This is a genomic window from Virgibacillus alimentarius (genome assembly GCF_017874635.1).
Classification (GTDB): domain Bacteria; phylum Bacillota; class Bacilli; order Bacillales; family Amphibacillaceae; genus Virgibacillus_B; species Virgibacillus_B alimentarius.
On record NZ_JAGIKX010000001.1, the window covers coordinates 92,272 to 108,916 of the forward strand.

General features: G+C 36.0%; 20 protein-coding genes. 19 read left to right on the forward strand and 1 reads right to left on the reverse strand.

Annotation, left to right across the window (positions count from 1 at the left end; translation table 11 throughout):
* The first annotated feature begins 18 nt into the window (after positions 1-18).
* The 6 genes from fapR (at position 19) to rnc (ending at position 4,373) form a co-directional block, all read left to right on the forward strand.
* Positions 19-612 carry a transcription factor FapR gene (gene fapR, locus J2Z81_RS00470; protein WP_029268925.1) on the forward strand — a complete coding sequence of 198 codons (594 nt, stop codon included), beginning with the start codon at positions 19-21 and terminating at the stop codon, positions 610-612.
* Positions 596-1,600: a phosphate acyltransferase PlsX gene (plsX, locus tag J2Z81_RS00475; RefSeq protein WP_226370493.1), complete on the forward strand. Its 1,005-nt coding sequence runs from the start codon at positions 596-598 to the stop codon at positions 1,598-1,600. Before fapR ends, plsX begins: the two co-directional genes overlap by 17 nt.
* Positions 1,600-2,544, forward strand: coding sequence for an ACP S-malonyltransferase (fabD, locus tag J2Z81_RS00480; protein ID WP_226370494.1), 945 nt, complete (start codon positions 1,600-1,602; stop codon positions 2,542-2,544). The genes plsX and fabD overlap by 1 nt, the downstream gene beginning before the upstream one ends.
* Positions 2,544-3,284: a 3-oxoacyl-[acyl-carrier-protein] reductase gene (fabG, locus tag J2Z81_RS00485; RefSeq protein ID WP_226370495.1), complete on the forward strand. Its 741-nt coding sequence runs from the start codon at positions 2,544-2,546 to the stop codon at positions 3,282-3,284. Before fabD ends, fabG begins: the two co-directional genes overlap by 1 nt.
* 99 nt (positions 3,285-3,383) lie before the next feature.
* Complete coding sequence (gene acpP, locus J2Z81_RS00490; RefSeq protein ID WP_029268930.1) at positions 3,384-3,620, forward strand: acyl carrier protein; 237 nt, start codon at positions 3,384-3,386, stop codon at positions 3,618-3,620.
* Positions 3,621-3,689: 69 nt separating this feature from the next.
* Positions 3,690-4,373: a ribonuclease III gene (rnc, locus tag J2Z81_RS00495; protein ID WP_029268932.1), complete on the forward strand. Its 684-nt coding sequence runs from the start codon at positions 3,690-3,692 to the stop codon at positions 4,371-4,373.
* Positions 4,374-4,472: 99 nt separating this feature from the next.
* On the opposite strand, the gene J2Z81_RS00500 is transcribed toward rnc, so the two are convergent.
* Positions 4,473-4,697, reverse strand: a complete 225-nt coding sequence (locus J2Z81_RS00500; protein ID WP_029268934.1) for a DUF1128 domain-containing protein — start codon at positions 4,695-4,697, stop codon at positions 4,473-4,475.
* A 176-nt stretch (positions 4,698-4,873) separates the two neighbouring features.
* On the opposite strand from J2Z81_RS00500, the gene smc reads away from it, so the two are divergent.
* From smc to J2Z81_RS00565, 13 genes are all read left to right on the forward strand, one after another.
* Positions 4,874-8,440, forward strand: a complete 3,567-nt coding sequence (gene smc / locus J2Z81_RS00505) for a chromosome segregation protein SMC (protein ID WP_226370496.1) — start codon at positions 4,874-4,876, stop codon at positions 8,438-8,440.
* Positions 8,441-8,487: 47 nt separating this feature from the next.
* Positions 8,488-9,477 carry a signal recognition particle-docking protein FtsY gene (gene ftsY, locus J2Z81_RS00510; protein ID WP_029268937.1) on the forward strand — a complete coding sequence of 330 codons (990 nt, stop codon included), beginning with the start codon at positions 8,488-8,490 and terminating at the stop codon, positions 9,475-9,477.
* A 126-nt stretch (positions 9,478-9,603) separates the two neighbouring features.
* A complete protein-coding gene (locus tag J2Z81_RS00515) occupies positions 9,604-9,930 on the forward strand; it encodes a putative DNA-binding protein (protein ID WP_029268939.1) in 327 nt (108 codons plus the stop codon).
* A 13-nt stretch (positions 9,931-9,943) separates the two neighbouring features.
* The gene (gene ffh / locus J2Z81_RS00520; protein WP_029268941.1) at positions 9,944-11,287 is read left to right on the forward strand and encodes a signal recognition particle protein; all 1,344 of its coding nucleotides are present in this window, start codon (positions 9,944-9,946) and stop codon (positions 11,285-11,287) included.
* Between the two features lie 126 nt (positions 11,288-11,413).
* A complete protein-coding gene (gene rpsP / locus J2Z81_RS00525; RefSeq protein WP_029268942.1) occupies positions 11,414-11,683 on the forward strand; it encodes a 30S ribosomal protein S16 in 270 nt (89 codons plus the stop codon).
* Between the two features lie 17 nt (positions 11,684-11,700).
* Positions 11,701-11,928 (forward strand): KH domain-containing protein, encoded by a 228-nt coding sequence (locus tag J2Z81_RS00530; RefSeq protein WP_029268944.1) that lies wholly within the window; start codon positions 11,701-11,703, stop codon positions 11,926-11,928.
* 100 nt (positions 11,929-12,028) lie between these two features.
* On the forward strand, positions 12,029-12,418 hold the full coding sequence (locus J2Z81_RS00535) for a YlqD family protein (protein ID WP_029269800.1): 390 nt from the start codon (positions 12,029-12,031) through the stop codon (positions 12,416-12,418).
* Between the two features lie 17 nt (positions 12,419-12,435).
* Entirely contained in the window at positions 12,436-12,945 is a 510-nt protein-coding gene (rimM, locus tag J2Z81_RS00540) for a ribosome maturation factor RimM (RefSeq protein ID WP_029269798.1), read from the forward strand.
* Positions 12,945-13,682, forward strand: coding sequence for a tRNA (guanosine(37)-N1)-methyltransferase TrmD (gene trmD, locus J2Z81_RS00545; protein WP_226370497.1), 738 nt, complete (start codon positions 12,945-12,947; stop codon positions 13,680-13,682). The genes rimM and trmD overlap by 1 nt, the downstream gene beginning before the upstream one ends.
* Positions 13,683-13,824: 142 nt before the next feature.
* On the forward strand, positions 13,825-14,169 hold the full coding sequence (gene rplS / locus J2Z81_RS00550; RefSeq protein WP_029269794.1) for a 50S ribosomal protein L19: 345 nt from the start codon (positions 13,825-13,827) through the stop codon (positions 14,167-14,169).
* A 96-nt stretch (positions 14,170-14,265) separates the two neighbouring features.
* On the forward strand, positions 14,266-14,832 hold the full coding sequence (gene lepB / locus J2Z81_RS00555) for a signal peptidase I (protein WP_029269791.1): 567 nt from the start codon (positions 14,266-14,268) through the stop codon (positions 14,830-14,832).
* A gap of 55 nt (positions 14,833-14,887) precedes the next feature.
* A complete protein-coding gene (gene ylqF, locus J2Z81_RS00560; protein ID WP_226370498.1) occupies positions 14,888-15,730 on the forward strand; it encodes a ribosome biogenesis GTPase YlqF in 843 nt (280 codons plus the stop codon).
* A 105-nt stretch (positions 15,731-15,835) separates the two neighbouring features.
* The gene (locus J2Z81_RS00565) at positions 15,836-16,627 is read left to right on the forward strand and encodes a ribonuclease HII (RefSeq protein WP_226370499.1); all 792 of its coding nucleotides are present in this window, start codon (positions 15,836-15,838) and stop codon (positions 16,625-16,627) included.
* Positions 16,628-16,645 lie beyond the last annotated feature (18 nt).

The window sequence follows — 16,645 nt, forward strand, 5'->3', positions numbered from 1 at the left end:
TGGATGGTGCCTGTCAGAATGAAAAGAACAAAGGCTGAACGTCAGCAATTATTAAAAGATACAATCGAACAAACACCTTTTATCACAGATGAAGCGCTAGCAAAAAAATTTAGTGTAAGTATCCAAACGATACGTCTTGATAGAATGGAACTTGCTATCCCTGAACTGCGCGAGAGAATTAAATCAGTTGCAACAGATCAATGGAATGAAACAGTTAAAGCTTTACCTTTAGAAGAAGTGATCGGAGAAATTATTGATTTGGAATTGGACAAGCGAGCGATATCAATTTTAGAAGTCAAGCCTGAGCATGTCTTCTCCAGAAATAAGATAGCTCGTGGACATCACTTATTTGCACAAGCCAACTCACTTGCTGTTGCAGTCATTAATGATGAATTAGCACTGACAGCAAAGTCTGAACTTAAATTCACACGTCAAGTAAAACAAGGGGAGCGTGTTGTAGCTAAAGCAACTGTAGAAGGAACAAGTGAGAAAGGCTTGACCGATGTTCGGGTAAATAGTTTTGTTGATAATGAAAAAGTTTTTACTGGTTTATTTTGTATGTATCGTTCAACCGAACAAAAAGGGGAAATTATAAATGAGAATAGCGATTGATGCTATGGGAGGCGACAATGCACCTAAAGAAATTGTAGCAGGTGCGATGCGTGCTATATCCCAAATGAAGGACTTACATATTACATTAATCGGTGATGAAAATAAAATAAAACCATATTTAATAAATGATAAAAATATAACTATTATTCATACAGATGAAGTAATCACAGGAGAAGATGAACCTGTACGGGCCGTACGCCGTAAAAAAAATGCATCGCTTGTATTAATGGCAAAAGAGGTTAAGGAGAAAAGAGCCGATGCCTGTATTTCAGCGGGTAATACAGGAGCATTAATGAGTGCGGGACTATTTGGGGTTGGCAGAACACCTGGTATTGATCGGCCCGCATTAAGTCCAACCTTACCAACCATAGATGGAAAGGGATTTTTGCTGCTAGATGTTGGAGCAAACGTAGATGCAAAGGCTCATCATTTGATTCAATATGCGATCATGGGCTCCATTTATACGGAAAAAGTACGTTCCATTCCAAATCCGACAGTAGGGTTGTTAAATGTAGGAACAGAAGATGGAAAAGGAAATGATCTCACAAAAAAGGCATTTACTCAACTAAAAAATGCACCAATCCATTTTATTGGAAATGTAGAAGCAAGAGATTTATTAAGTGGAGCAGCAGACGTAGTTGTAACAGATGGATTTAGTGGAAATATAGCACTAAAAACCATTGAGGGGACAGCTATGACAGTGTTTTCCATGCTTAAAAAAACTTTTACGTCATCCGTGAAGACAAAAATAGCCGCAGGTTTAGCCAAAAAGGACTTAAAAGAACTGAGCAGTAAATTAGACTATTCAGAATACGGTGGGGCAGGTCTATTTGGACTAGCTGCTCCTGTTATTAAAGCACATGGATCGTCAAAAGGCCGAGCTATTTTTAATGCCATTAAACAAGCCTGCCACATGGTGGAGTATAATGTAACGGAAACTATTGAATCAACAGTTTTATCAATTGATTTGGATAAGGAGGGGTATTAATGAAACATATTGCTTTTATGTTCCCAGGTCAGGGATCACAAGCAGTTGGTATGGGGAAATTATTTTATGATGAATATCCTGAAGTTCAGAAGCTTTATGAACAAGCTAACAATGTTTTAAACAAAGATATTAGAGCGCTTATGTTTGAAGGACCAGAAGAATTGCTAACAGAGACAGAAAATGCGCAGCCAGCATTACTGTTAGCAAGTACGGCCATTCATACCTTACTTATGAAAGAGGGAATTAAACCAGCTATGACTGTGGGGCATAGCTTAGGTGAGTATAGTGCATTGGTTGCTTCAGGATCGATTACTTTAGATGCAGCTTTACCTCTTGTAGCTACCAGGGGTAAATTAATGGAAGAAGCTTTTCCAAAAGGACAAGGATCAATGGCTGCGGTTCTGGGCTTAGGGGAGGAAGATATCAAATCAGCACTCAAAAAATTAGCTACTGATGAAGTTGTCGATATTGCTAATTTGAACTGCCCTGGGCAAATTGTTATATCGGGTACAAAAGAAGGATTAGAACAAGCGGGAAAAATTTTAAAAGAAAACGGTGCAAAGCGTGTTTTACCTTTAAATGTAAGCGGACCATTCCATTCCAGGTTAATGAAATCAGCCAATGAAGAATTTGGAACATATTTAAAAAACACTGTGGTTGATGATGCTAACATACCTGTGTATGCCAATGTATCTGCTGCACCAGTTACGAAAAGCAGCGAAATAAAGGAGCTATTAATTAAACAATTATACTCTCCTGTACGCTTTGAAGATTCAATCCGTCATATGATTGAAGCAGGTGTAGATGCTTTTGTTGAGGTAGGTAATGGGAAAGTTTTGAGTGGGTTAGTTAGAAAAATTGATCGTAAAATGCCAACTTTTTCAATTCAGGATCCGGGATCAATGAAAAAGTTTATTGATTGGTATAAGGAGGAAGATTCCTAATGTTAAAGGGAAAAAATGCTTTAGTTACTGGCTCTTCTCGTGGGATTGGCAGGGCAATTGCCCTAGAATTAGCCAAGCAAGGAGCGAATGTAGTTGTAAACTATGCAGGAAGTGAAGACAAAGCTCAAGCTGTTGTAGAAGAAATAGAAAATATGGGCGTGAAATCTTTTAAAGTGAAAGCGAATGTGGCTGATGAATCAGATGTGAAGAAGATGGTGAAGGAAGTAATCGGGCAATTTGGTACGATGGATATATTGGTAAACAATGCGGGAGTTACCAAAGATAATTTATTAATGCGTATGAAACCGGAAGAATTTGATCAGGTTATTAATATTAACCTAAAAGGTGTTTTCTTATGTACGAAAGCAGTAACGAGACAAATGATGAAACAAAAAGCTGGAAAAATTATTAATGTTTCATCTATTGTTGGTGTCAGCGGAAACCCTGGACAAGCAAATTATGTCGCAGCCAAAGCAGGTGTTATTGGATTAACTAAATCCACAGCTAAAGAATTAGCTTCGCGCAACATTCATGTGAATGCGGTGGCTCCAGGTTTTATTTCAACAGATATGACGGATGAACTCACTAAAGAACAAAAGGAAAGCATGCTATCCATGATACCACTTGCTAAATTAGGTTCAGCAGAAGATGTTGCTAAAACTGTTCGCTTTTTAGCTTCTGATGATGCTAATTATATTACAGGTCAAACCATTCATATAGATGGCGGAATGGTTATGTGATGGAATTCTCACCTGAACTATCTATAATAGGATTAATTCATTCGGGTGTGGAAATAATAGATGAAATATTTTATACTACCTAAAAGGAGGTGAAATAGGATGGCAGAAGTTTTTGATCGTGTAAAAAAGATTATTGTAGAACAACTTGATGTCGAAGAAGAAAAAGTAACAATGGAAGCATCATTTAAAGATGATCTTGAAGCTGACTCATTAGATGTTGTAGAACTAGTTATGGAATTAGAAGATGAGTTTGATATGGAAATTGCTGATGAAGAAGCGGAAAAAATAAACACTGTTGGTGATGCTGTGAATTACATAGACAGTACTCAATCTTAATGATAATAGAAAAGTCTCGCATAATGCGAGGCTTTCCTATATAATGTTGTTCAAAAAAGGGTGCATAGAATGAATGTTATACAAATAGAAAAGCAGCTTGATATCGTCTTTCATGATCGAGTATTATTAAAACAAGCATTTACACATTCATCCTATGTGAATGAGCATCGGGAGGATACATTTTCGGATAATGAACGGCTTGAATTTTTGGGAGACGCTGTATTGGAATTAAGTGTTTCGCAATACTTATATAAAAAACATATTCATATGCCTGAAGGTGAAATGACAAAATTAAGAGCATCCATTGTTTGTGAAGCCTCATTGGCAAATTTTGCCCGAGATTTACAATTTGGAGAGCATATTTTGCTGGGCAAAGGAGAGGAACAAACCGGAGGACGTGACCGGTCCGCCCTTCTTGCAGACGTGTTCGAGTCTTTCCTCGGAGCATTATATATTGATCAAGGATTTGGGCAGGTATTAAAATTCATGGATGAGCATGTTTTTCCGAAAATTACGACTGGTGCTTTTTCGCATGCGATGGATTATAAAAGTCAACTGCAGGAATTGGTCCAACAATACAAAAATCAAAGGATAGATTATCTCATTATCGATGAAAAAGGGCCTTCCCACGATAAAGAATTTATTGCGCAAGTGAAAATAAACGAAAAATCCTATGAAGTAGGCATTGGTAGGACAAAGAAAGAGGCTGAGCAGCGAGCGGCTAAAAATGCATTAGATACATTTAGTGAATAAAAATAAGCTAGCGATGGTGACATCCTCTGGGGATAAATTCACTAGCTTACTTGGGGAGGTAGCTATAAAAATACCATCCCCTTTTTTATTGACATATTATTAATTTTTTCGAACAGCCCGCAGCTCCTCAACAAAAGCTTGTGATTCTGAAACACTTAGCTGTCCTTTTTGTTTAACCACATCGTACATAAATTTAAGATCCTCATATTTGTTTAAATCATAGTCATCAGGATCCATTATAGCACGATTCGCGATCGTTAAATGATCGGCCAATTCGTTTAAGATGAACTTTAAATTATCTTTTGACGGTTTGTCTAAATCCATATGCACACCTCTGATTTCACGATAGCATAAATCAATTATTACGTATAAGATTAATGCCATTTATGCTAGCTTCTATTGTTCCTATCTTTATGATAAAATAAATGCGGTAAAAATCCAAGTAATTTTTGACTATTTAGAATTGGTTTATTTAATTCTTTCAAGTAGGAGAAATGGTAATGTATTTAAAACGGTTAGAAAGTGTGGGCTTTAAATCTTTTGCTGAACGAATTTCTGTTCATTTTGTTCCAGGTGTTACAGCAGTCGTAGGCCCAAATGGAAGTGGGAAAAGTAATATAACCGATGCCGTTCGCTGGGTATTGGGTGAGCAGTCGGCGAAATCGATACGTGGCTCCAAAATGGAAGATATTATATTCCAAGGTAGTGAAACAAGAAATGCTTTAAATATAGCAGAGGTTACATTATTGCTTGATAACAGTGATCATAAGCTACCTCTTGACTATGAAGAAGTGAGTGTTACACGCCGGGTGTATCGATCTGGCGAAAGTGAGTTCTATATAAACAAACAAGCCTGCCGATTAAAAGATATCGTCGATTTATTTATGGATTCCGGTCTTGGCAGAGAGGCGTTTTCAATTATCAGTCAAGGTAAGGTAGAAGAAATTCTTAGTTCAAAGTCGGAAGAACGCCGCATTATTTTTGAAGAAGCTGCAGGGGTTTTGAAATATAAACAGCGTAAAAAGAAAGCCGAGTATAAATTATCAGAAACCCAGGAAAATTTAAATCGAATTGAAGATATTATTTATGAAATAGAACAGCAAATTGGTCCATTATATGAACAAGCACAATCAGCAAAAGAATATAAAAAGCTAAAAGAGAGATTAAAACAAGAAGAAATAGCACTACTTATTACAGAAATAGAACAACTTTATGAAAGATGGCAAAATCTATTAGCTGAATTGGAAAAGGATAAAGAGTCGGAAATCGAGAAGAAAACGATGATTCAACAACACGAGGCAAGTCTGGAAAAGAAACGACAGGATATACAATACTTAGATAATAGGATCGAAGCGTTACAGACTTCTCTTTTAACAATTACGCAAAAATTAGAGCAATATGAAGGAAAGAAACAAGTATTTAATGAGCAGCTAAAACACTTTTCTGAGAACAAAGAAAAACTCATTTTGCAAAAAAATGAAACCAAAACTCTCATCGAAAAACGTAAACAATTACTTTCACAAGAGAAAAATAAATTAGATATGTTACAAATGGAAAGAAACAAGGCAAAAGAACAACTGAATCAATTAAAAAATAAATTAACTGTTCAAAAAGAGAATATTTCCGAACAAATAGAAGAACTAAAGTCAGATTACATTGAATACCTCAATGAACAAGCAGCAAAACGAAATGAAAAACAATCAATACAACAACAATTACAACAAATAAAAAGGAAAAAAGATCAGCAAACAAAAAAATTTCAAGACTTTATACCATTAAGAGAAAGCCTAACAGAACAACAGAAAGAAGTAGAACTTTTGTTTTCTAAAACAGAAAACAAGTGCCTTGAAAATGAAGCAACCATTCAACAATTGAAAAAAGAACTAGAAATTGAACGAAATTCATTTCAAGAGTCACAAAAAAAGCTATATAAAGGCTATCAATATATTGAAAAGCTAAAATCAAAAAAAGAAATGCTTGAAGAAATGAAAACTGAGTTTCAAGGCTTTTATCAGGGCGTTAAAGCAATTCTTAAGGCGCGTGACAGGAGAACTTTAAAAAATATCCATGGCGCTGTTATTGAGCTAATTGATGTACCAAAAACCTATATAACAGCAATTGAAACAATATTAGGCGGACAAACGCAATATATTGTAGTTAATGATGATCAAGCTGCACGTGAAGCCATTTCGTGGTTAAAGAAAACAAAAAATGGCCGAGCGACCTTTTTGCCATTAAGATCTGTGCAACCAAGATTTTTAAAAAAAGAAGCATTACAGACTGTTGAAAATCATCCTGGTTTTATAGGGATTGCTGCCCATATGATTAGAACGAATGAAAGTTATCAGCCAGTTGTAAATCATTTGATGGGGAACGTAGTGGTCGCTAAAACACTGCAAGATGCAAATGCAATTGCAAAAAGGCTCATGCGTAGATACCGGATTGTTACCCTGGAAGGGGATGTTGTTAATCCTGGCGGCTCAATGTCAGGCGGTACACGTGCAAAAACGAATCAATCTTTATTTACGAGAGAGAATGACTTACAGGAAACCATTCACAAATTAAAAGAATTTCAAAAGAAAATAAAAGACTTCGAAAAGGATATAGAAAAACAAAAGCAGGAAATAAATAATAAGGAACAAGTGCTTAAGCAAACAGAAAAAATACTCGATACGAATAGGGAGAAACTACAGGATATCCGGACTCAAAGTAGTGAATTACAATTAAAACTTGCTTCATTAAATGATAGTTTAGCGTTATATGATCAAGATAAAAAGCAATTTGATAAGGATCGTGAGGATTTAGAAATACGAGATGAAAGACTTACTAAAGACTTAAGTGAAATAACACATCGAATTAATCAAGTGCAAGAACAAATTAATATGCTTACTGACCAAAAAGCGGATTTTAAGGAGAACCAAGAACAGTTAAAGCAAGAATATCATCAAGTGCAAATATCCTTAGCAGAACAGGAAGAGCGTGTTAAAAATCAGCGTGAAAAAACAAGCACAGTGCGCAAACAATTGAGTGAATCAGAAGAGCAATTTGGAAAATATGAATCTGATTTAAAAAAGTTGTTATCCTTGGAAGAAATGAAGGAAACGGAAGAAGAGATTGATAAGATGATTCAATCCAAAAAAGAGGAAAAAGAAAAAACAACAAATCAGATTCAACAAATACGCTCAAAGCGGCTAGAACGAACGCAACTCATACAAGATCAGGAGAGAGAATTAAAAGAAGAGAGTAAAATCCATGAGAAAATCATGGAAGTGATTCAACAAAACGAGGTAAAATCTAATCGCTTGGATGTTGAATTGGAAAACCGTTTATCCCATTTGCAATCAGAGTATACAATAACTTATGAGAGAGCAAAACAAAAATATGAAAAAGCATTGGATACAGATAAGTCAAAAAACAATGTAAGAAAACTTAAACATTCTATCGAACGGCTGGGAACTGTAAACCTTGGGGCAATTGAAGAGTATGAGCGTATCTCAGAACGTTATACTTTCTTAGAAGAACAAAGGGAAGATTTAGTAGATGCGAAAGAAACATTGTATGCTGTGATTGGAGAAATGGATGAAGAAATGCAAAGACTCTTCGGAGAAACGTTTACACAAATTCAAGTTGAATTTTCAATTGTATTTCAGGAGTTATTTGGCGGTGGTTCTGCAGAGTTAAAATTAACAGATCCTAATAATCTGCTTGATACTGGGGTCGATATCGTTGCTCAGCCTCCGGGAAAAAAACTGAAACACCTTGGCTTATTGTCGGGGGGAGAAAGAGCACTGACAGCAATAGCGCTGTTATTTGCTATTCTCCGTGTTAGACCAGTACCTTTTTGTATACTAGATGAAGTGGAAGCTGCATTAGATGAAGCAAATGTCGTACGATTTGGAAAATATATAAAGATGTACAGTGGACATACACAATTTATTGTTATTACACATCGTAAAGGTACAATGGAAGAAGCGGATGTTTTATATGGGGTTACCATGCAGGAATCAGGCGTATCCCGATTAGTTTCGGTCAAGCTGGAAGATACGGACAAATTAGTGAAAGCCTGATAATAGATAAAGAATACTGATATTAATAAAGAAGGGAAAGACAGAATATGAGTTTCATGAAAAAATTAAAAGATAAATTTAAACAAAATAAAGAAGAAGAAAAGGTAACAAAAAAGTATAAAGAGGGGATGGAAAAGACAAGAACGTCATTTTCCAGCAAAATTAATAATTTACTTGCTCGATATCGAAGCGTAGACGAAGATTTCTTTGAGGAACTTGAGGACATACTTATATCTGCTGATGTGGGCGTTACGACCGTTATGGATTTAATTGATGAATTAAAAATGGAAGTAAAACGACAAAATATTAAAGAAACCGATAAAATGAAGGAAGTTATTTCTGAAAAATTAGTGGAAATTTATTATGGTGAAGATAGCGATCAAATTGAATCAATGAATATCCAAAACGATGAATTAACCATTATTCTCGTTGTTGGTGTAAACGGGGTAGGGAAAACTACTTCTATTGGAAAAATGGCATATCAGTTTAAACAAGAAGGGAAACGTGTTGTCTTAGCAGCAGGCGACACCTTTCGTGCCGGGGCTATTGAACAATTGGAAGAATGGGGGAAACGCGCAGAAGTTGACGTTATTAAGCAAAGTGCAGGGAGTGATCCGGCGGCAGTTATTTTTGATGGTATTAAAGCTGCAAAATCCCGTAAAGCCGACGTATTGATTTGTGATACAGCAGGCAGATTACAGAATAAAGTAAATTTAATGAATGAACTTTCCAAAGTTAATCGAGTTATTGAGCGGGAAGTACCAGGTGCACCGCATGAAGTGTTGCTTGTCCTAGATGCTACAACTGGACAAAATGCATTAAGTCAAGCAAAGACATTTTCAGAAGCTACCAATGTTTCAGGAATCGTATTAACAAAGCTTGACGGAACTGCTAAAGGTGGAATTGTTTTGGCTATCCGCCATGAATTAAACATACCTGTAAAATATGTAGGTCTTGGGGAACAAGTAGGAGATTTACAGGAATTCGATGCTCATGCATTTGTTTACGGGCTATTTGCTGATATGTTACAGGAATAAAATTGTATAGACATTGAATAAAAAATGTAAATATGTTAGTGGTAAAAATAAAAACAGACTTGCAATAATTATAGTCTTTCGTTATCATTAACTGTAAAGGTGTTTCACTTAACAAGGGGTGGTTATTTGCTTGAAAAAACAACATATATTAATTACCTGTTTGATTTCTATCAGACACTACTAACCCCGAAACAACGGAATTACATGGAAATGTATTATTTAGAGGATTATTCTTTAGGTGAAATAAGTGATATAACTAAGGTTTCAAGGCAAGCTGTGTATGATAATCTGAAACGAACAGAAACGATGCTTGTATCCTATGAAAAGAAGCTGAACTTATATGAAAAATTTCAACAACGGATGGCAATTCTAGATAAGCTGGAAAAAGCCGTTTACGAAACAAAAAGCAATAAGCTTATAAAAATGATTCATGCATTAAAAGAATTAGATTAGGGGGATACCTTCTATGGCATTTGAAGGATTAGCCGACCGTTTACAAAGTACAATAAAAAAGATTACTGGTAAAGGGAAGGTTTCCGAACAAGACGTTAAAGAAATGACACGAGAAGTTCGCCTTGCCTTGCTGGAGGCGGATGTTAATTTTAAAGTAGTAAAAAACTTAATAAACCGTATAAAAGAACGTGCTGTAGGCCAGGAGGTTATGGAAAGCTTAACTCCCGGTCAACAAGTAATCAAAGTAGTACAAGACGAGCTAACGGCATTAATGGGGGGAGAGCAAAGTAAAATAGCTGTTGCTGACCGGCCTCCGACTGTCATTATGATGACCGGCTTGCAAGGTGCAGGTAAAACAACTACTACTGGTAAATTAGCAAATCATTTACGGAAGAAACATAATCGTTCACCCCTTTTGGTTGCTTGTGATGTTTATCGGCCTGCAGCAGTAAACCAATTAGAAACGCTTGGAGAGCAGCTAAATATGCCTGTTTTCTCCATGGGTACAAAGGCTAACCCTGTTGAAATTGCTACGAAGGCAATTGAACAAGCTAAAGCAGAACATAACGATTATGTTATTATCGATACAGCAGGGCGACTTCATGTAGACAATGAGCTAATGGAAGAATTGGAAGAAATTAAATCTTCCGTCAAACCTGATGAAATATTTTTAGTTGTGGATGCAATGACAGGACAGGATGCTGTTAATGTTGCCGAAAGTTTTAATGAACAACTTGATTTATCGGGTGTAATCCTTACGAAGCTGGACGGGGATACGCGCGGTGGAGCTGCTCTTTCGATTAAGGCAGTGACAGATAAACCTATTAAATTTGCCGGAATGGGTGAAAAACTGGATCAGTTAGAAGCATTTCATCCAGAAAGAATGGCTTCTAGAATTCTAGGAATGGGTGATGTGTTAACACTAATCGAAAAAGCTCAGACAAATGTTGATGAAAAGCAAGCTAAAGAATTGGAAGAAAAAATGCGAACCATGTCCTTTACTTTCGATGATTTCTTAGAGCAAATGGGACAAGTAAAGAATATGGGGCCCTTAGATGATTTAATGGCTATGATTCCGGGTGCTAACAAAATGAAAGGATTGAAGAATGCAAAACTGGATGAGAAACAAATCGTACATGTTGAAGCAATTATTCAATCGATGACGAAGAAAGAACGGCAAGACCCAAGTCTTATGAACGCAAGCCGTAAAAAACGCATAGCTAAAGGTTCAGGGACATCGGTTTCTCAAGTAAATCGCCTATTAAAACAATTTGATGAAATGAAGAAAATGATGAAACAAATGACCAATATGCAAAAAGGAAAAAAAGGAAAAGGAATGAAATTTCCTTTTATGTAACAAGAATAATGTATAAACCTACTTAACGTTTTATGAAATATCATGTAATGGGAAAACACTTTACAGACAAAAGAGTTTCTGTTAAAATCTACACTTGTGAAAACATTTTATTTGGAGGTGCAAACAATGGCTGTTAAAATTCGCTTAAAACGTATGGGATCAAAAAGAAACCCATTTTATCGTATCGTTGTAGCTGATTCTCGTTCACCACGTGATGGTCGTTCTATTGAGCAAATCGGAACATACAACCCTGTGGTAAAGCCAGTTGAAGTTAAAATAGATGAAGAAAAAGCACTTAACTGGATGACTAACGGAGCTAAACCAAGTGATACTGTTCGCAATCTATTTTCAAAAGAAGGCATCATGAAAAAATTCCACGATCAGAAAAACCAATAGTAAAGTAGTGTGATCTCATGAAAGCCCTAATTGAATCAATTGTAAAACCACTTGTCGATCACCCGGAAGATGTTCATGTGAGGGAAAAAGAAGAAGATACGAAAGTCGTCTATCATCTTACTGTACATCAGAATGATGTTGGAAAGGTGATCGGCAAAAATGGACGTATTGCCAAAGCAATCCGCACAGTTGTTTATGCAGCTAAGTCTGATTCAACAAAACGCATTTATTTAGACATTATGTAAAAAAGGAAAGGGTACCCTTTCCTTTTTTACAATTATTTATAATCTCTGTACATGTACCTGTTAAATATTTAGTGGTTTTTAGTGGGAGAGAGGAAAATACATGCAAATAATCAAAAAAGTACAAATTAAGCAAATTCTCACAGAGAAAAGCAAAGCTGAGCTACATACAAAATTTTTAAAGTCGAAAATGCGGCTTGAACAAGAGTGTCAACAATTATTATTTGAACAAAAAAAATTAAAAAATAAGACGGGAATACCTAATATAGAGATAGATAAGCGTTTCCAGCAAGAAGTAGCTAATCGTAAAGAAAAAATAAAATTAGTTGACTTTAAGATTGAACAATTGGACACGCTGGAATTAGGAAATGAAATTATAGAAGGAGAAGTTGAAGCTCTTGTTGAAGTTAAGGAAGGATCGCATTGGGATGACATTATGGGAGAACAGGCAATAGTTATTAAAGACCAAACCGTTATTCGAATTGAAAAATAGCAGGTGATAAAGTGAACATGAATATGTTTAGTGTAGGAAAAATTATAAATACACATGGAATTCAAGGGGAAGTAAAAGTAAAGCGGATCAGTGACTTTGATGAACGGTTTAATGTAGGTGAAACATTATATGCAGTAGAAGAGAATGAAAATCCTATTCCGCTTGTTATAGATGGCCATCGCAACCATAAGGGCTTTGAGCTAATGCATTTTAAAGGCTATGATTCGATTAACGACGTTGCGCCTTTTAAAGGAATGTATTTGAAGATTACCGAAAAACAATTAACTGAATTGGAAGAAGGCGAATACTACTACCATGAAATTATTGGAAATACAGTTTTTACAGATACTGGTGAAAAAATAGGAGAAATTTCTGAAATTTTATCACCAGGAGCCAATGATGTATGGGTTGTTAAACAAGAAATAGGTAAAGATATCTTAATTCCTTATATTGATGATGTTGTTATTGAAGTAGATGTCCCAGCAAAAAAAGTAATTATTAAGCCAATGGAAGGACTGTTTGATTAATGCATATTGATATATTAACGCTATTCCCGGACATGCTTTCAGGCATGTTCAATACTTCCATTTTAAAAAGAGCACAAGAAAAAGAAAAACTCAGTTGTAATCTCATCGACTTTCGAGAGTACGCAGCGAACAAACATAAAAAAGTAGATGATTATCCATATGGAGGCGGTGCAGGAATGGTTTTAGCTGCACAGCCGATTTTTGATGCAGTAGAAGCGGTCACAAATGAGCAACAAGAGAGGCCGCGCATCATATTGATGTGCCCGCAAGGTGAATTATATACACAGAAAAAAGCAGAAGAATTAGCGAAGGAAGATCATCTCGTATTTATTTGTGGTCATTATGAGGGGTATGATGAAAGGATCAGAGAACATCTTGTTACAGATGAAATATCCATTGGGGATTATGTACTAACTGGCGGTGAACTTGGAGCGGCAGTTGTAGTTGATAGTGTTGTTCGACTTCTTCCGGATGTACTGGGTAATACTGCTTCAGCTCCTGAAGATTCATTTTCTACAGGATTGTTAGAGCATCCGCATTATACTCGTCCAGCTGATTTTAGAGGAATGAAAGTCCCAGATGTTTTACTATCCGGAAATCATGCTCATATCGAAAATTGGCGAAGGAGAGAATCTTTCAGAAGAACATATAATCGAAGAGGAGAGTTGTTTTACAACTTGGATTTATCAGAAGAAGATCAAATATTATTAGATGAGATTAAAAAAAATCAGGATTAAAAATTCCTGTTAAATATATTGAAGTCAGTGGCTCAATATGGTATATTTATTGATGTGCTTTAGCCTTGGCTATAAGCTGTATAAACGATGTTCCGCTATCGGGTAAAAGATAAGAGCATTGGTTTGGAAGGAGTGAAGTAAAATGCAAAAAATTCTTGAAGATATCACAAAAGATCAATTACGTACGGACCATCCTGATTTCAGACCAGGTGACACGGTAAAAGTTCATGCGAAAGTTGTAGAAGGTAGCCGTGAGCGTATACAGATTTTTGAAGGCGTAGTTATCAAACGTCAAAACGGAGGAATCAGTGAAACATTTACAGTAAGAAAACTTTCTTACGGTGTAGGTGTTGAGAGAACGTTCCCGGTACATTCACCTCGAGTTGCAAAAATTGAAGTTGTTAGACGCGGTAGTGTTCGCCGTGCTAAACTATACTATCTTCGCAATCTGCGTGGAAAAGCAGCACGAATTAAAGAACGTCGCTAATAAAATCGTTATGGAAAGGAGCTTGCCTACATTGACAAGCTCCTTTTTGCTTTTTAACATAGTAATAAAATCTCAGCAGTGAAGGATGGGAATCACATGGCTAAACGGAAGAGTGATTGGTTTGATTGGATAAAAGCTATATTAATCGCTTTTGCATTAGCATTTATTATTCGGATGTTCTTTTTTGCCCCAATTATCGTAGATGGACCTTCCATGCTACCAACGCTTCATGATCGGGATCAGATGATTGTAAATAAATTTAACTACCGCATAAGCGAACCAGAACGCTTTGATATTGTCGTATTTCACGCTTCCGTTCAAAAGGATTTTATCAAACGAGTGATTGGTTTACCTGGTGAACATGTACAGGTAAAGGATAATGTGCTGTATATTGACGGTGAAGAAGTGGAAGAACCTTTCTTAAAAGATCAAAAAAATAAAATAAAGTCATATCAAACGTTAACAAATGATTTTAAATTGGAAGACCTCCCTGGTGGTTATGAGACAATTCCAGAAGATCATGTGCTTGTTCTCGGGGATAATCGAGAAAATTCAACAGATAGCAGAATGTTTGGTGTGGTGTCGATGGATCAAGTTGTAGGAAAGACAAGCCTAATTTACTGGCCTTTTGATCGAAAAAAAATACTAGGTGCAAATGAATAATCAAGGCTGACAATAACTTATGTAAATACAACTATAAATAGGGAAGGGTGAGATTATGTCTATTCAATGGTTTCCCGGACATATGGCGAAAGCTAAACGAGAAGTAGAGGAAAAATTAAAGCTTGTGGATTTTGTTATGGAATTAGTGGATGCACGAGCTCCATTATCATCACAAAATCCTATGCTTAAGCAAGTTTTACAAAATAAACCGAAGATGATTGTCTTAATGAAAAAAGATTTAGCAGATACCCGAGAAACAAAAAAATGGATAACTTATTTTAAAGAAAAAAACATACCAGCAATTGCGGTAAATGCCAACGATAAAGAGGACATAAAATGTATCATCCAAACAGGAAAAGAACTAGGTCAGGAAAAAATGAATAAGCTCATTAAAAAAGGAATTCAGCCAAGACCTGCGCGTGCAATGATTATTGGAATACCGAATGTTGGTAAATCCACTTTAATAAATAAATTGGCAAATAAAAAAATTGCTAAAACTGGTGACAAGCCAGGAATTACCAAACAACAGTTATGGATTAAAGTAAAGAATGATTTTGACTTGCTGGACACGCCTGGAATTTTATGGCCGAAATTCGAAGATGAGCATGTTGGTTATCGTTTAGCCGCAATTGGAACAATAAAAGATCAATTATTGCCATTACAAGATGTCGTTGCCTTTGTCATTAAATATATCCAAGAACATTATCCTAGCTTATTGGAAGAACGATACGCTATTGATCAAGAAATGGAGGATATGTGGGAGATTTTCGTTGCAATTGGCAAACAAAGAGGAGCTTTGGAAAGTGGCGGAAATGTCAATTTTGATAAGGTGTCTGATATCGTGCTAAATGATCTGCGTACAGGTAGGCTTGGCAAAATAACATTAGAATCCATCTAGTACTGGAGACATGCATCGTAAAGGATGGATGTCTCATTTTTTAAAACACTTCAAAAAAGACAAAGTCCAGCCGATAATAAGATAGAGAACGAGGTAGAAGCAACCATGCAAAAAAAATCAATTTTAGAACTAAAACAATTATTTGATCAAGGAGAAATGAAAGAAGAGTGGATAGAGGTTTTAAGGTCGGATAAACGTAAAGGAGTTCAAAAGCTAATTAAGAGCTATGAGAAGAGGAGACAACAAGAAGAAGCATTAGAGAAAAAATTTATGGAAATGTCATTATATGAACGCCAAAACTATGCGAAGGGAAATACATTAGTAGCGGGGATAGATGAAGCAGGACGGGGGCCGTTGGCAGGACCAGTTGTGGCTGCCGCTGTTATTTTACCTCCTAATTTTAAATTACTTGGCTTAAATGACTCAAAACAATTAACGAAAACAAAACGTGATATGTTTTTTAATACTATTAAGGAGCAAGCCATTAGTTATGGTATTTCTATTATAGACAATCAAAAAATCGATCAAATGAATATTTTTGAAGCAACAAAATATGCGATGTTTGATGCGTTTCAACAATTAAAACCAAAACCAAATCATTTATTGATTGATGCTGTAGAACTATCTCCTTTACCTTGTACAACTGAAGTACTTATCAAAGGAGATCAAAAAAGTATAACGGTAGCAGCTGCTAGTATTTTAGCGAAGGTCACAAGAGACCGTATCATGGAAAATATACATAAAGAGTATCCAGCGTATGAATTCTCTTCCAATATGGGGTATGGAACAAAGCATCACCTAAAGATATTATTTGAGAACGGGCTAACTCCTTATCATAGAATATCATATGCACCAGTCCGGCAAGTGATTAGTGAAAGTAAAAGCATGGGAGAATAAATGTAAAGGTTGGAGGTG

What these genes read in the sequence shown, in the direction of transcription:
- fapR (WP_029268925.1), top strand. Translation starts at nt 19, where the DNA reads ATGAAAAGAACAAAGGCTGAACGTCAGCAATTATTAAAAGATACAATC.
- plsX (WP_226370493.1), top strand. Translation starts at nt 596, where the DNA reads ATGAGAATAGCGATTGATGCTATGGGAGGCGACAATGCACCTAAAGAA.
- fabD (WP_226370494.1), top strand. Translation starts at nt 1,600, where the DNA reads ATGAAACATATTGCTTTTATGTTCCCAGGTCAGGGATCACAAGCAGTT.
- fabG (WP_226370495.1), top strand. Translation starts at nt 2,544, where the DNA reads ATGTTAAAGGGAAAAAATGCTTTAGTTACTGGCTCTTCTCGTGGGATT.
- acpP (WP_029268930.1), top strand. Translation starts at nt 3,384, where the DNA reads ATGGCAGAAGTTTTTGATCGTGTAAAAAAGATTATTGTAGAACAACTT.
- rnc (WP_029268932.1), top strand. Translation starts at nt 3,690, where the DNA reads ATGAATGTTATACAAATAGAAAAGCAGCTTGATATCGTCTTTCATGAT.
- J2Z81_RS00500 (WP_029268934.1), bottom strand. Translation starts at nt 4,697, where the DNA reads ATGGATTTAGACAAACCGTCAAAAGATAATTTAAAGTTCATCTTAAAC.
- smc (WP_226370496.1), top strand. Translation starts at nt 4,874, where the DNA reads ATGTATTTAAAACGGTTAGAAAGTGTGGGCTTTAAATCTTTTGCTGAA.
- ftsY (WP_029268937.1), top strand. Translation starts at nt 8,488, where the DNA reads ATGAGTTTCATGAAAAAATTAAAAGATAAATTTAAACAAAATAAAGAA.
- ffh (WP_029268941.1), top strand. Translation starts at nt 9,944, where the DNA reads ATGGCATTTGAAGGATTAGCCGACCGTTTACAAAGTACAATAAAAAAG.
- rpsP (WP_029268942.1), top strand. Translation starts at nt 11,414, where the DNA reads ATGGCTGTTAAAATTCGCTTAAAACGTATGGGATCAAAAAGAAACCCA.
- J2Z81_RS00530 (WP_029268944.1), top strand. Translation starts at nt 11,701, where the DNA reads ATGAAAGCCCTAATTGAATCAATTGTAAAACCACTTGTCGATCACCCG.
- J2Z81_RS00535 (WP_029269800.1), top strand. Translation starts at nt 12,029, where the DNA reads ATGCAAATAATCAAAAAAGTACAAATTAAGCAAATTCTCACAGAGAAA.
- rimM (WP_029269798.1), top strand. Translation starts at nt 12,436, where the DNA reads ATGAATATGTTTAGTGTAGGAAAAATTATAAATACACATGGAATTCAA.
- trmD (WP_226370497.1), top strand. Translation starts at nt 12,945, where the DNA reads ATGCATATTGATATATTAACGCTATTCCCGGACATGCTTTCAGGCATG.
- rplS (WP_029269794.1), top strand. Translation starts at nt 13,825, where the DNA reads ATGCAAAAAATTCTTGAAGATATCACAAAAGATCAATTACGTACGGAC.
- lepB (WP_029269791.1), top strand. Translation starts at nt 14,266, where the DNA reads ATGGCTAAACGGAAGAGTGATTGGTTTGATTGGATAAAAGCTATATTA.
- ylqF (WP_226370498.1), top strand. Translation starts at nt 14,888, where the DNA reads ATGTCTATTCAATGGTTTCCCGGACATATGGCGAAAGCTAAACGAGAA.
- J2Z81_RS00565 (WP_226370499.1), top strand. Translation starts at nt 15,836, where the DNA reads ATGCAAAAAAAATCAATTTTAGAACTAAAACAATTATTTGATCAAGGA.